Here is a 13,181-nt window from a genome sequence, read left to right as displayed (position 1 = left end):
GCTACCCCCGGCCGGTGGAGGGGAGGATCACTCGAGATCCAGCGTCAGGCCGAACTCGTCGAGGTAGAACTGCTCGCCGACTCCCTCGGCCGCCAGGTCGTTGAACGACTGCTTGACGACGTGGGGATCGAACCCGTCCTCGCGGACCTCGTCGAGGGTGACGGAGTCGGTCGTCACGTCGTCGACGTACGCCTCGCGGACGTGATCCGTGCAGGCGGCCACGCGCTCGGCCACGACCGGCGGTTCGAACAGGGCGGCGTTGTCCGCGACCACCGGATCGTTCGCGTCGTAGTACAGGTCGCCCGTCTGGAGGTCGACCAGACAGAGGCTGAGGTGGCGGCTGAACCGACTGCCGCCGTCGTCGCCGGCGCCGGCGACCTGCTGGCGCGCGCGCTCGGACCACCCCGTCGGCGAGGCCAGGGCGAGGAGGTAGTGGTAGCCCTCCCGTTCGGCCTCGTAGACGACGGGGTTGACCACGTCGAGCAGGCGGTCCACGTCCGCGGGTGCGGCGTCGAACCCGTTGCGGGCGTGCGCGTCGAGGTTGCTGACGACCTGGGCCTCGACGACCAGTTCCAGGTCGCGCGACAGGCCGAGATACCGCTCGTCGGTGACCTCGTACCGCGCACACCGGTTGTGAGGGTACCGCTCCGGGTCCTCGCCGTCGGGGAGCAAGTCGAGCAGGCGGGCCCGATCGGTCCGCCGCTCGCTCCGGTCCTCCCAGTAGCCGTCGGGGATCTCCCGGGCGCCGTCCGGCGTGTGGACGGTCGCCGCCTCGTGCATCGAGATGTCGAAGCGGCCGAGGTAATCCATCTCGAACAGCCGGGCCATCGACGTCGTCACCACGTCGTCGCCGTCGGCGGCGTCGTCGGCGCCGCCGAGGGACGCCTCCAGGTCCGCCCGTTTCTCGTCGAGGCGCTCGTTCGCGGCGGCCAACTGCTCCCGTTCGCGTTCCAGGCGGTGGACCTCCGCCTCCAGACGGTCGTGTTGCTCGTGGAGTTCCGACAGTTCGTCGTCGAGGAGCGCCGACGCCTCCTCGCGGACGGCCTCGCGGGCGGCCTCCTCCGTCTCCTCGCGGACCGACTGGAGGTTCGACACCTGCGCCTCGAGGTCGGTCTGGAGGTCCTTCGTCAGGTCGATCCGGGCGGTGAGTTCGTCCATCGCCGTCTCGCGCTGGTCGGCACACCGCTCGATCCGCGCCTCGACGGACGAGTGGCTCCCGCCGCCCCCCGCCTGCAGGTCGAGGAGGTCGGCCTCGAGTTCGCGGAACTCGTCGCGCAACTCGCCTTCCAGCCGGTCGTAGAGGTCGGTCAGCTCCGACTCGAGTTCGTTCCGGACGCGCTCGCGCTCGGCCTCGGCCGACTCGACGGCGGTGATCGCCTCCTCGATGGCCTCGACGGTGTGTACCAGCCCCTGATCCTCGACGTAGACGAAAAAGCCCCGCCGGATCTTCTCGCGGCGGTCCTCGTAGCGCTCGATGAGTCGCTCCATCACGTCGCGCTGGACGTCGGGGTCGTCGAGCAGGTCGTCCAGGTTGTCGAGTTGCGTGGCGGTGTACTCCGTCACGAGTTCGTACACCTCGCCCTCCATCCGGCGGACGCGGGTGGCGATCTGTTCCTCCGAGAGCGCGTCGAACTGCTTGTAGCGGTCGAAGTCGACGACCGCCTGGAGTTCGGCCTCGACGAAGTCGCCCTCCATCGCGGCCGGGAGGCCGCCGTCGTCGTAGAAGCTCGCCGCGACGAGCAGGCGGGCGAGGCGGAACTCGCTGCGGATGCGGTCCTCCTCGGCGCCGGTGAAGAAGTCCGGACACTCCGCGGTGAACTCGAAGACGAACGACTCCTCGTCGGCCTTGAGTTCGTTGTACCGCTCGATGCGCGCCCGCTCCGACATCCGCTCGAGCGCGGCCAGGTCCTCGTTCAGAATCCGATCCTTCGTGTGGGTGAGATCCCTGTATTGCTCTTTGCAGTCGCTCATGTGGATTCAGCTCCGCTGACTCGCCGCGTAGTCCGTCAGTTCGCTCTCGAAGAACTCCGCCAGGAACGCGGGGGCGTCGGCGTAGCCCGTGATCCGGACGCGTACCGTCGTCCCGTCGCCGTCCTCGTCGAGTTCGTACGTTGCCGTCGCTCGCCCCTTCTTCGTGTACATCTCGTACTCGTTGTGCGCCGGTGACTGGAGGACCGCCTTCTTCTTCGAGAGCATGTACTGCACGAACGTCTCGACGGCGTCGGCGTCCGTCGGGACCGTCCGCTCGACGGTTCGCGTCGTCGGCGACACCTCCCTCCGCCCTTCCTCCAGCCGGTACGCCCGGATCCGCTCCTCCGGGACCTTCGAAACGAGCTGTTCGTAGAGCCGCTCGTGATCGACGTCCGACGTGAGTCGGACCACCCCCTCGGGCCGGTCGATCTCCCCGCCCGACCAGTTGTTGAACAGGTACTCGACGCGCTTGCGCTCCGCGTCGTCAGCGTAGTCGACGACGTACAGATACTCCGGTTCGTCGGTCATCGCTGTCGGTCGACGTGCCGATCGCCGTTCACGCGCCGGGGGGGCCGAGCCGGTCTCTCAGAGGGTCTGCTCACTGTCGGTCACGCTCGTTCACGTGTGTCTCGCCCAACTCTGTAAGTGTTTCTCCCAGCGGGTTTCGGATCGTTGTGTCCATTCTGGAGAAACGAATTGGCTCCACACGGGAGGAAAATTTAAGTCAATGGATATGGACATTCGATCTGAACGTCGAGGGAAATCGAATCATGGCACCTGTCCACTGGCTGTCCGCCGGCGTACTCGCACTCAACACCGTCATCGGCGTCGCGCTCGTGTTGGGCGTCTTCATGTTCATGGAGCGTCGCATCCACCTCGGCGCGTTCGGGGGGCTCTTCGTGGGGGCGGCCGTCATCTACGTCGAGGCGACGATGGGGGAACGACTGCTGCAGGTCACCGTCGGGGAGATGAAGCTCCTCGTCCTCGCGGCGGCGTTCGGTGCGGTCCTCGGCGTCGTCGGGACGGTGCTGACGGTCAAACCGGAGCTGTAGGGGCATCGAACGGAGAAACAATCATGACGGTACGACTACGTAACACGAATCATGGAAGTCCGTAGTTGGGTCAAAGACAAGTTCGGCACGACGGATCAGACGCTGTTGAGCACGGAGGTCTACTCCGACGAGGACCTCCGTCGGGACAAGATCAAGCTGGAACGGCAGCGCAACCGCATCGAGGACGAGATCGAGGACCACCGGAGCAAGTACAAGCAACTGGTGAAGGAGGCGGCCGGCGAGGACGACATGCGAAAGCAGGTCCTCGCCAAGAAGGCGAAAAACCAGAAGAAGCAGTACGAGCTCAAACAGAAGAAGTACCAGAAGACCTCGATGAAGTACGGGACGATCCTCTCCATCGAGGGCGCGCGCGAACTGCTCCAGGAGCAGGAGAGCAGCAAGAACCCGGACCTCGCCATCGACGACGTGATGGACGAGGACCTCCAGGTCGAGGAGTTCGAGGCCAAGATGGAGCAGAAGATGGTCGACTTCGACATGGAGGTCGACATGATGGAGCGCATCCAGGGGAGCCTGGACTTCAACTTCACCTCCGGCGACATGTCGATGAGCTCCGACGACGACGTGCTAGACGAGATCAACAAGGTCGAGGAGGGACAGCTCGAGGAGGAGGAGATCGACGTCGATGACGACACCTCGAGCGTCTCGGCCAACGTCGAGGCGTCCGTCGACATCCAGGAGGAGGAGGTCGACATCGAGGACGACATGAGCGAACACGGCTTCTGATCGTCCGGTCCACGCATGGAAGACGACATCCAGCGGGACATCCTCCAGGACCGGTACGAGGAGTACCGTGCGAAGGCCGACGAACTCCGCGCGCAGGGGGAAGCGAAGAAGGCCGCGGCCTACTACGAGAAGTGCGCCGACGCGATGGCGGACCTGGCGGCCACCGAGTCCAGCGACTCGCTGGCCGAGAAGCGCCGCGACCTCGCGCAGAACCTCGCGAACGTCGCCGAACGGCTCCGGGATTCGGGGTCCCTCGACGCCACGGAGCAGGTCGACGACATGGAGTCGGGCGACGGGGACGCGGGCGCGTCGGATGACGCCGGCAGCGGGGGCGGGTCGGGGAGTCCCGACGCCGACGCGAGCGACGGCAGCGACGCCGATTCGGAGTCCGTCGAGGACGCCGGCGAGTATCTGGAGCCTCCGCCGGATCTGGACTTCGAGGACGTCGGGGGGATGCACGACCTCAAGGAGACGCTGCGGGACAAGGTGATCGACCCGCTCGAACGGTCGGACCTGTACGCGGAGTACGACCTCGGGGTGGTCAACGGAGTGATGCTGTACGGCCCCCCGGGGACCGGCAAGACGTACATCACGCGAGCGCTGGCGGGCAAGCTCGGCTACAACTTCGTCGACGTCGAACCCAACGACATCACCAGCTCCCTGGTGGGCGAGGCGGCGGACAACGTCTCGGAACTCTACGACGTCGCGCGGGACAACCAGCCCTGTCTGGTCTTCATCGACGAGGTGGACGCCCTCATGCCCTCCCGGAGCGGCGGCTCCCAGAAGACCCAGAGCGAGCGTCAGATGGTCAACCAGTTCCTGACGGAGCTGACCGAAACCCGGGGCGAGGACGTCATCACCGTGACGGCGACCAACATCCCGGACGAGGTGGACGGGGCGGCGACGAGCCGCTTCCAAGAGCGCATCGAGGTGCCGCCGCCGGGACCGGAGGCCCGCGAGGCCATCCTGCGTGTCCACCTGCGAAACCGGCCGGCGCTTCCCGACGAAATCGACTGGGAGCGGATCCGGGAGTCGACCGAGGGGTACTCCGGGCGGGACCTCGAAGTCGTCGCGGACGACGCGGCGCTCGCGGCGCTACAGGAGGCGGTCGAGGACGACGAGATCCGACACATCCGCCAGGAACACCTGGAGCAGGCGCTCGCGGAGACCGATCCGAGCCTCGACCACTGGAGCGGGTAGCGCCGCACTCCCGCCAGTCGACACCACCGACCGCCGACCGGTAGACGGCCCCGACCCGTCGGACGGTAACTGATCCGACACGATCGTCGGCAGCTTTTTTGCCGGTTGTCCGTCAGGGAACACCCATATGACAGCTCGACGGTGGGACAAGTGGTGGTCGAATTACTTTCTCGCACTGGGCGTTCTCTCGGTCGTCGCGATGGCGGTTCTGGGGTGGGTGCTGAGCCAGGCGCCGAGCGGCATGGGACCGGGGAGCTCCGAGACGATCGTGGTCGTGCTGGGCGTCTACGGCGTCGGCGCCCTGCTGAACGTCGGGATGGGGCTCTGGATCCGGCGGGGGAGCGGGTACGCGTGGTACGCGGGGATGGGATTGCTCGTCCTGTCGATACTCGCGTCGCTCGCGGCCGGTGCGAGCGGAGCGGTCGGCGGGGCCGCGGTTTCGGGGATCGGCCTGGTCCTCGGGTATCTCGCACGCGACGATCTGCTCGAATCGAAGAGTGCGCCGGCGGCCGACGAATCGGGGGAGCGGCGCGGGACGGAACCGACGGGCGAGGGGGCGAGCGAGCGACAGCAGGCGAGCGAGCGAGGGGGACCCGAACCGCAGCAGGCGTCCGAACACCGACAGCCCGAACGCCAGCAGGGCCGCGGGACCGCCTCGGCGGACGCCGGAGCGGGGTCACCGAACCGGTCGGGGAGTTCCGGATCGCCGGCGAGCGAGTCCGGCGGCGGCCGTCCCGCGTCCGCCGCTGCCGGGGGCGAGGAGTCGGCGTCGCCGAACGCCGCGGACGACGGCGGAACGAAGTTCTGCCCCTACTGTGGCGAGGAGATTCCGGAGAAGGCGGGTCACTGCCCGTACTGTTCGTCGTCGGTTCAGTAGCGCGTCACCGGTGTATCGGGTCGGCAGTCACCACCGGTGGACCGCCACCCGTTCGGCGGCTCACCGGCACACAGTTACAGTCCGATCAGAGGTCCGATCCGCAGCTGATGCACGTGTTCCAGTCCGCCTGGACCTCCTCTCCACAGCTCGCGCAGTACTGGGCGCCGCCCCCCGACTGACTCTGGCCCCCGGACGCCTCGTGCTGTCGATTGCCGCCCTGGGGCTGGCGGCCGCCCCGGGAGCCCTGATCCGGGTGTGACTGGCCGCCCTGTGTGGTTCGGTCGGGTCGCTGACCGCCTTCGGACCGGCGACCGCCCTGGGGTTGCTGGCCGCCCTGAGGCTGCTGGCCACCCTGAGGTTGCTGACCGCCTCGGGGTTGCTGACCGCCCTGGGGCTGCTGGCCGCCGCGGTTCGCGCCCCTCGGGGCGTGTCCTTCGCCCTCGGCCGAGGCGGTGATGTCGGATCGGTTGACGACGCTGTCCTCGACCTGCGTGCGCTGGTCTTTGACCGTCTTGCTCTGGTCGACGGTGGTGGTGCTCTGATCGATGGTGTCGACGTTGGTGGTACTCTGATCGACGTGGGTCTGCTGGTTCTTCCGGTCGACCATGTCGCCCTGGACGTTCGTCACCTCGTCGGGGCCTTTCTCGATTTCCTTTTTGGTGTCGAGGTACTCCTTCCCGGCCTTGGCGACGGTGTCCTTGGCCGCCTTGCGCTTTTTCTTCGCCATGATCGTGTAGTCGTACACGCCGAGGATCATGACCACCAGGAAGGCAAAGCCCGTCGCGGCCAGCGCCGATCCGCTGAGGTTTCCGATGGCCATCGCCAAGCCGACGAGAAGCAGGATGACTGCTCCGATGCGGATGAACCCGCTGAAGTTCGAGAGGTTGTCCGGCGTGTCGATGTCCGGATGGTCCCCCGCGACCGCTGCCCCGTACAGAACGACCGACAGTAGTTGTGCAACTACCATACGAGGAGGCTGCGAATCGATCACCTTCAATCTTTGCCCGTCCGACATGTTGGCTTTAGAATGTTTTCTCGTGCGTCGCGAGGGCCGGTGAGTCGGGGGGCAGTTCCGTCGCGGGGGACGTCGTCCCGAGCGCGGGCGGTCGGCCGTCGCGCCCGGGGCAACATTTATTCCCATCCTCGTTTCATGTTTCTCGATAACGAGGTTCGACGAGCGCGCCACGGGGGGAGTCCGGCGTGCGTTCGTGAACCACGGGAGATCCAACGAATGCCTTCGACATGCCCGAACTGTAGCGGAAGCGTGCCGTCGGACGGCGACTTCTGTCCGAGCTGCGGGGAGTCGCTGTCGTCGAACTGTCCGAACTGCCGCGAGTCGCTGCCGGTGGACGCGCAGTTCTGTGCCAACTGCGGCCAGGACCTCACCGAGTCCGCGGGCCAGCAGGGGTCGGGGAGCGACGCCCAAGGTGGAAGCTGGCGGCTGGCGGGCGACGAGTTCGCCAAGCGCGTCGACGGGGAGGCGCTCGACGGCGACGGACTGCTCGCCACGCTCAGCCGCCGGAAGGACGTCGAAATCGAGGCGGGGAACCGGGCGCTCCTGCTCCAGAACGGGGAGCTCGTCGAGACGCTCGACCCCGGCAAGCACAAACTCGACAGCCTCGGCAAGCGGATTCGGGAGCTCCGAACCAGTCACAACCTCACGGTCGTACTGGTGCAGGAGGGACGGACCACCGTCGCCCGCTCGTTCGACGACGTTCGCACGGCGGGCGACTACCTCGTCGACGTCACCGTCGAACTCGACGTGGGGATGCACGACCCCGAGACGTTCTTCCGGTCGATGATGGCCGACCGCGAGGTGCTGACGACCGGCACCTTCAACCAGTTGCTCGGGCGGGCGATCCGGAACGCCCTCGAAACAACCCTCTCGGAGTACGAACACGAGGAGCTCTACGGGAGCCGGGAGGTGAAGCGTCGGGTCGCCCGCGAAATCGAGGAGCAGTGTCGGTCGGTCCTCGAGAGCAACGGGCTCGAACTCGTCGAACTGATCTCCTTCGACTACGACGACGACCGCGAGGAGATCCGACAGGGTCGCAAGGACGTCGACATCCGCGAGGACAAAGAGGACATCAAGGACCGCGAGAGCGAACTGGACCGGCGGGGGCGGGAACGCCAGACCGAGGACAAGGTCCACGAGGAGAGCCAGCGCGTCCGTCGGGAGTCCGCGGAGATGAGCGCCGACCACGCGCTCGACGAGCAGGAACTCGAACAGGAACAGGAACTCGACGACAAGCAGCGCCGCCACGGCCACAAGGCCGAACGGGAGAACGTCGAACACGAGGAGGACGTCAAGACCCGCCGGACCGAATCCGAGGTGGAGCGCGAGGACATCCGCCACGAGCAGGAGATGAAAGAGCGGGAGCAGGAACACGAACAGGACGTCGACGAAATCGAGGACCTGATGGACCTCAAGCGGAAGAAAGACGAGCAGAAACTCGACAAGCAGGAGCGAAAGCAGGAGATGGAGATGGAGAAGGAGAGCCACGAGGTCGAAGTGGAGAAAGAGCGCCTCGAGGCTCGCGACGACGTGGACGCCCAGACCCTCGCCAGCATGGACGACGCGGGCGAGGAGATGGCCGACCTCGCGAAGATGGACAAGGCGGAGAACCTGAACGCCGACCAACTCGACTCGCTGGGCGCCCAGAAGAGCGACGAACTGGCGAAGGCCCGACAGGAGGCCAACAAGGCCGAGAAGGAACGCGAACGGGTCGAGGACCAGAAGGAGTTCCGCGAGGAGATGAAAGACATGATGGAGGGGTCGATGGACCGCATGGAGCGGACCACCGACAAGGCGATGGACAGCATGGGCGGCGCGGCGGAGGCGGCCGCGGAGGACACCTCCGACAACGTCATCGTCGGCGGCGAGGGCGGCGGGTCGTCGGGCGGCGACACCACCATCGTGCAGGGCGGCTCCGGTGGGGGCGACGGCGGATCACAGGGCGACGGCGGCAACGCGGGCGGTGGCGACGCACAGGACGACGACCCCGAGAAGCTCCTCGTCTGTCCGAACTGTGGCTCGGAGGAGCCCTACTCCAACGCCTTCTGCATGGAGTGCGGACAGGAGTTCCCGTAAACTACCCCACCCTACTTCGCTCACCGCATACGCGGTTCGCTCGTTGAGGGAGAGGCTTTGATGTGGACTCCCGGCGATCAACTGTCGGCGGTTGGCCGATAGCCGTTGCCGCTCAACTACTGTCTCGTGGTTTGTGTCGTGGAGTGTCGGCTTCCTCCCCGGCCTACCCGCGTCGCGCTTCCGACCAGTCGGAAGCCTCGCTCCTTGAGGTCGGGGGCTCCGCCTCGAAACTGCTGATCGACCCGGACGCGTCGCCGCTCAGCCCTCGGTGACGAAGAAGGCGACCATGGTGTCCTCCCAGCGGGAGAACTGCACGTCCGACACCTCGTGGTGATCGAGGTACGCGTTGATCTGGGACTCCATCTCCTCGATGCTGGTGGACTCGTACTGGAACTCGAGAACCTGCACTTGCATACTCTCCCCTCCGGACGAGGGTCGTATAGGCCTTCGGGCCGTCGATCCTCCCGAAGATCGGGTGCCGATCCGTCGGTCGGAAGATCCGCTCGGAGTCCCCGAATTGGACCCCAATTTTATGTAGCGGGTCGGTAATTTCTGGCCGTATGAGTTATCAGGCACCGGGGATGCTCGGGGGCGATGGTCCGACCGACGGTCGAGTCGCGAGGACCGAGGTGCTAGCCCGAGCGTTTGCCGACGCAGCAGGGGAATTCTTCGAGCGTAGAAAACAGTACGAGGACGCCATCGACGAGGCGGAGGATCGGAAGGACCGGATGAAAGTGATCGGTATCGGAGGGGTCGGCGTCGGCGTCTTCCTCGTGCTGTTCGGGGTGATCGGCGGGAACAGTCCCTCGCTCGCGTTGATCGGGGTCGGACTGCTGGTCGCCGCGGGGAGCGGGGGGTACGCGTACAAACAGTACCAGGAGGCGGTCGAACGGATCGAGGAAAACGAACGCAATCTCCGGGAGAACGAACCGGACGGCGAAGTCTCGTTCGTCTCACAGGTGTCGGTGCCGTTCTACCTGGTCCCGTACCAGGAGCGGTTCATGATCTTCGACGGGCTCAATCAGGCCCCGGAGACGCGACTGGAACTCGCGAACATCGACGGCGACGCGCTGACGACGGAGGGCGAGCGCCTCGAGGAACTGATGGACGCCTACGAGGACACGCTGGGCGGGGAGTCGGTGGTCTCGCCGGAGTTCGCCGAGCAGTTCGCCCCGGACGTGGCCGACCACGGACGGCTCGAACGGCCGCTGCTCGACCAGATGGACCGGATGACCGACATCGCGTCGGACGTCTCCCACGACGTGGTCGACGTGAACGTCCACGCGAACGACGCCAAAAGCGAGAGCATCCGACGGCTCGCCGAGCGGGGCTACCTCGCCGAGGGGAGCGACCTGCCGGGCGTGCCGACCCGACGGTCGGCGGCCGAGAGCGAGGCGGAGGTCGACGAGATCCGGGGCGTCGAGCAGGAGGCGGTGAGCGGCGACCTGCTCTCGCAGGCCCGCGAACAGCGCACGTTCGTCAACGAGCGGGCGACTGCGTTCGCCGAGCGACTCCAGACGAACGAGCAGGCGGTCACCGACCACTACGACGCGTACGCGGAGACGGTCGACGCGGCGGTCCACCGACACGTGTGTGCGGAGTGTCTGGCCGACCGCGTCGAGGACATCGACGGCCGTCTGGATCTCGTATCGGAGATCCTCAGTTCGGAGACGGGGAGTCTCGGGGCGGCCCTGAGCGACCGCGACCTCGACGAGGGGTACGACGGGGAGTTCACGGAGAAGATCCGCAACGACATCCAGCGGGAGATCCCGGAACTCAGCGAGGAACTCAAGCGGGCGTTCAACACCCTCCCCGACATGGGGAGCGACGGCGGGCACTGCGAGATCCACGGCGACGTGGAGACGGCGCGGGTTCCCGACAGCGGCGCCGTCTTCGGGGAGACCTGGCGGAGCCTCTACTACGCGTTCCGCGAACCGATCATGGAGAGCGCCGACGACCTGGAACGCGACGCCGAGGAGGTCAGACAGAACAAAGAGCAGAAGATGATCGACATGACACAGTACGAGCAGATCAAGGAGCGAGCCGAGCGCGACTACCACCAGGTCAGGTCCGACTACGAGGCCGCGAAGACGGTCGAACGGAGGCTGCGATAGATGGCCGAGAAAGTCTCACTCACCAGAAGCAGCGCGAAGCAGGTGGGGAAGGCGGCCGCGAACGGCATCAAAGGCGAGATCTCGGACCTCCGGAGCACGCTGAAGCAGACGAACCGACAGCTCGACAATCTGGAGTCCCGCATCGACCAGCTGGAGCAGAGCTTCGAGCGGATCGAGCAGACGAAAGCCGCCGCCCAGCGGGAGGCGATGGAGGGGCTGGTCGACGACCTCAAGGAGCAGGTCGACGAGAAGCGCGCGGAGTTCGAGCGCCGCCGCAGGGACGTGCTGGAGGATTACCGGGACAGCATCCGCCGCCTGAAGGACCGCTTCGTCGGCGCCATCTCCGGCAACCGCGAGCAGTTCGAGCAGGTGGAGACGGAGTTCACGGACGTCGAGGAACACCGGACCCGGACGGCGGAGGCGTCGAGTCGGCTGAGCGACGGATCGGCGCGGACGTACGACGACCGGCTGGATTCGGTGATCGAGAGCCGAAACGGGTTCCTGTCGGCGATCAACGAGTTCCTCGACGACCGGGAGAAGACCGCGAACACCATCGACTCGCTCCAGACGCCGCTGTCCGGCATCTCCGGGACGACGACGGTCGAGGTCCCGTTCTGGGTGGTCGGCATCGAGCGGAACGGTCACGAGGAGATCAGGGTGCTCCCGGTGCTGACGCGCGGGAGCGCCGACGAGTCGGCGACCCGGGGGCGGCCCTACGTGAACTACCTGCGGGAGCATCCCACCCACAGTTACGGCGACATGGCGGAGGCGGTGACCGAGTACGCCCAGCGCGACGACGTCCGCGACCGGCTCGCCCGACAGGACGGCGAGTTCGCCGATCCGGAGTTCCTGCGCCGGCGCGACGAGACGCTCGACCGCTTCGTCGACGCGCTGGAGGAGTACCAACTGGGCCGCGACACGCGGGGGTCGGGCCGGCCGAGCGACGGGGCCGAGGGGTCGACGGCCCGACGCGAGGTGACGACCGATGCCTGAGGAGGCCAAGGGGGCGATCACCTCCGACAAGGTCGAAACCGACAACACGAACTTCGCGACGGTCAGGGCGGACCAGACCTGTGAGGAGGTGCTCGTCCCTCGCGAGAACGCGTACCGACAGCTCAACTGGCAGGTCACCCTGGAGAAGGGATCGATCTACAAGCCCCAGGAGGACGTGGGCATCTACGCCGACGAGGTGGACTGCAAGTACGGCGTCCAGATCCGCGGCGACGTGTTCGGCCGCAGCGCCGTCAGCCTCGAACACGGCGGCGCGGTCCACTCCGGGGCCGACGACGGCGAGTCGGCACCGGTCGTCGGCGCGCGGGTCGTGGGGTCGGTCGTCTCGGAGGGGCAGGTCGACGTCACGGCGCCGGGGTCGCGGATGGACGACTGGGAGCCGCGGCCGGTGCAGGTGTACGGCGACGTGATCGGCGACCACGTGACGATCGAGGAGCCGACGGTCGTCTACGGGACGGTGTCGGCCGAGACGACGCTGCGTGCGAACGCCCCCCTGGTCGTGGTCGGCGACGTGCGCTCGGAGGGGATCGTCGAGGCGTCGGATCTCGTTGCCGTCTCGGTGAGCGCGCGCGACGACGTGACCCTCGGCCACGACGTCGCGGTGGTCAACCCCGAGATCCGCTCGGACGAGGGCACCCTGACGATCGCCGACCGCGTCGGGATCCTCACGCCGGAACTCCTGGAGCACGTCCGTGCGAACAACGACGTCGACGCCGTCGGCCCGTGGGTGTTCGACGTGGACGCGGTCTGGGAGGGGTCGGCGCTGGTGCCGGCGGACGTCTCGGACCACGGACAGGGACAGATCGCCGACCGCGCCTGGCGGACGGTCGAGGAGCCGACCGAGCGGCGCGCGAAGGTGCGCAAGACCGTCGAGTCGATGATCGAGCGGACCCGCAAACATCCCCCGGACATCGAGGAGTTCCGGTACGCCAGCGTCGGGTCGGTCGGCGGCACGGAGATCACCGTCGAGGGCGACGTGGTCGCCGGCGATCAGCGGAAGACGGTCGACGAGAGCACGACGGCGATCGACCGGAGCACCGAAGTCCACGACGAGAGCACGACCGTCGAGGACAGCGTCGTCAACCGATCCGACATCGCCGGGGACGAACCGGAGGAGTGAA

Annotated in this window: 12 protein-coding genes; 8 read left to right on the top strand and 4 right to left on the bottom strand. The window is 66.9% G+C overall.

Annotation, left to right across the window (positions count from 1 at the left end; all coding sequences use genetic code 11):
* Positions 1-27 precede the first annotated feature (27 nt).
* Entirely contained in the window at positions 28-1,971 is a 1,944-nt protein-coding gene (locus NBT67_RS15875) for a coiled-coil domain-containing protein (RefSeq protein WP_251342734.1), read from the bottom strand.
* A gap of 6 nt (positions 1,972-1,977) precedes the next feature.
* Positions 1,978-2,499: a hypothetical protein gene (locus tag NBT67_RS15870; RefSeq protein WP_251342733.1), complete on the bottom strand. Its 522-nt coding sequence runs from the start codon at positions 2,497-2,499 to the stop codon at positions 1,978-1,980.
* Positions 2,500-2,741: 242 nt separating this feature from the next.
* On the opposite strand from NBT67_RS15870, the gene NBT67_RS15865 reads away from it, so the two are divergent.
* The 4 genes from NBT67_RS15865 to NBT67_RS15850 all read left to right on the top strand — a co-directional run bounded on the left by NBT67_RS15865 (position 2,742) and on the right by NBT67_RS15850 (position 5,844).
* Positions 2,742-3,023: a hypothetical protein gene (locus NBT67_RS15865; RefSeq protein ID WP_251342732.1), complete on the top strand. Its 282-nt coding sequence runs from the start codon at positions 2,742-2,744 to the stop codon at positions 3,021-3,023.
* A gap of 51 nt (positions 3,024-3,074) precedes the next feature.
* The gene (locus tag NBT67_RS15860; protein WP_251342731.1) at positions 3,075-3,767 is read left to right on the top strand and encodes a hypothetical protein; all 693 of its coding nucleotides are present in this window, start codon (positions 3,075-3,077) and stop codon (positions 3,765-3,767) included.
* A gap of 15 nt (positions 3,768-3,782) precedes the next feature.
* Positions 3,783-4,967, top strand: coding sequence for an ATP-binding protein (locus NBT67_RS15855; RefSeq protein WP_251342730.1), 1,185 nt, complete (start codon positions 3,783-3,785; stop codon positions 4,965-4,967).
* A 127-nt stretch (positions 4,968-5,094) separates the two neighbouring features.
* Entirely contained in the window at positions 5,095-5,844 is a 750-nt protein-coding gene (locus tag NBT67_RS15850) for a zinc ribbon domain-containing protein (protein WP_251342729.1), read from the top strand.
* A gap of 85 nt (positions 5,845-5,929) precedes the next feature.
* Here NBT67_RS15850 and NBT67_RS15845 read toward each other — a convergent pair whose 3' ends face one another.
* Entirely contained in the window at positions 5,930-6,811 is an 882-nt protein-coding gene (locus NBT67_RS15845) for a zinc ribbon domain-containing protein (protein ID WP_251342728.1), read from the bottom strand.
* 60 nt (positions 6,812-6,871) lie between these two features.
* Between NBT67_RS15845 and NBT67_RS18075 the strand changes: the two genes are divergently transcribed.
* Positions 6,872-8,935, top strand: coding sequence for a double zinc ribbon domain-containing protein (locus NBT67_RS18075; protein ID WP_343218019.1), 2,064 nt, complete (start codon positions 6,872-6,874; stop codon positions 8,933-8,935).
* 258 nt (positions 8,936-9,193) lie between these two features.
* Here NBT67_RS18075 and NBT67_RS15830 read toward each other — a convergent pair whose 3' ends face one another.
* Positions 9,194-9,349 (bottom strand): hypothetical protein, encoded by a 156-nt coding sequence (locus tag NBT67_RS15830; RefSeq protein WP_251342727.1) that lies wholly within the window; start codon positions 9,347-9,349, stop codon positions 9,194-9,196.
* A gap of 146 nt (positions 9,350-9,495) precedes the next feature.
* On the opposite strand from NBT67_RS15830, the gene NBT67_RS15825 reads away from it, so the two are divergent.
* From NBT67_RS15825 to NBT67_RS15815, 3 genes are read left to right on the top strand one after another with little or no spacing between them, the layout of a single operon-like run.
* The gene (locus NBT67_RS15825) at positions 9,496-11,049 is read left to right on the top strand and encodes a hypothetical protein (RefSeq protein ID WP_251342726.1); all 1,554 of its coding nucleotides are present in this window, start codon (positions 9,496-9,498) and stop codon (positions 11,047-11,049) included.
* Positions 11,050-12,042 (top strand): hypothetical protein, encoded by a 993-nt coding sequence (locus NBT67_RS15820; protein ID WP_251342725.1) that lies wholly within the window; start codon positions 11,050-11,052, stop codon positions 12,040-12,042.
* Positions 12,035-13,180 carry a hypothetical protein gene (locus NBT67_RS15815; RefSeq protein ID WP_251342724.1) on the top strand — a complete coding sequence of 382 codons (1,146 nt, stop codon included), beginning with the start codon at positions 12,035-12,037 and terminating at the stop codon, positions 13,178-13,180. Before NBT67_RS15820 ends, NBT67_RS15815 begins: the two co-directional genes overlap by 8 nt.
* Position 13,181: the final 1 nt, after the last annotated feature.

The organism is Haloplanus sp. GDY1, from assembly GCF_023703775.1.
In the GTDB taxonomy this organism is placed as follows: Archaea; Halobacteriota; Halobacteria; order Halobacteriales; family Haloferacaceae; genus Haloplanus; species Haloplanus halophilus.
This window is presented reverse-complemented; position numbering and strand designations above follow the sequence as displayed.

Bases quoted from the DNA above. Each gene is read 5' to 3' on its own strand.
- NBT67_RS15875 (WP_251342734.1), bottom strand. From the start codon at position 1,971: ATGAGCGACTGCAAAGAGCAATACAGGGATCTCACCCACACGAAGGAT.
- NBT67_RS15870 (WP_251342733.1), bottom strand. From the start codon at position 2,499: ATGACCGACGAACCGGAGTATCTGTACGTCGTCGACTACGCTGACGAC.
- NBT67_RS15865 (WP_251342732.1), top strand. From the start codon at position 2,742: ATGGCACCTGTCCACTGGCTGTCCGCCGGCGTACTCGCACTCAACACC.
- NBT67_RS15860 (WP_251342731.1), top strand. From the start codon at position 3,075: ATGGAAGTCCGTAGTTGGGTCAAAGACAAGTTCGGCACGACGGATCAG.
- NBT67_RS15855 (WP_251342730.1), top strand. From the start codon at position 3,783: ATGGAAGACGACATCCAGCGGGACATCCTCCAGGACCGGTACGAGGAG.
- NBT67_RS15850 (WP_251342729.1), top strand. From the start codon at position 5,095: ATGACAGCTCGACGGTGGGACAAGTGGTGGTCGAATTACTTTCTCGCA.
- NBT67_RS15845 (WP_251342728.1), bottom strand. From the start codon at position 6,811: ATGGTAGTTGCACAACTACTGTCGGTCGTTCTGTACGGGGCAGCGGTC.
- NBT67_RS18075 (WP_343218019.1), top strand. From the start codon at position 6,872: ATGTTTTCTCGTGCGTCGCGAGGGCCGGTGAGTCGGGGGGCAGTTCCG.
- NBT67_RS15830 (WP_251342727.1), bottom strand. From the start codon at position 9,349: ATGCAAGTGCAGGTTCTCGAGTTCCAGTACGAGTCCACCAGCATCGAG.
- NBT67_RS15825 (WP_251342726.1), top strand. From the start codon at position 9,496: ATGAGTTATCAGGCACCGGGGATGCTCGGGGGCGATGGTCCGACCGAC.
- NBT67_RS15820 (WP_251342725.1), top strand. From the start codon at position 11,050: ATGGCCGAGAAAGTCTCACTCACCAGAAGCAGCGCGAAGCAGGTGGGG.
- NBT67_RS15815 (WP_251342724.1), top strand. From the start codon at position 12,035: ATGCCTGAGGAGGCCAAGGGGGCGATCACCTCCGACAAGGTCGAAACC.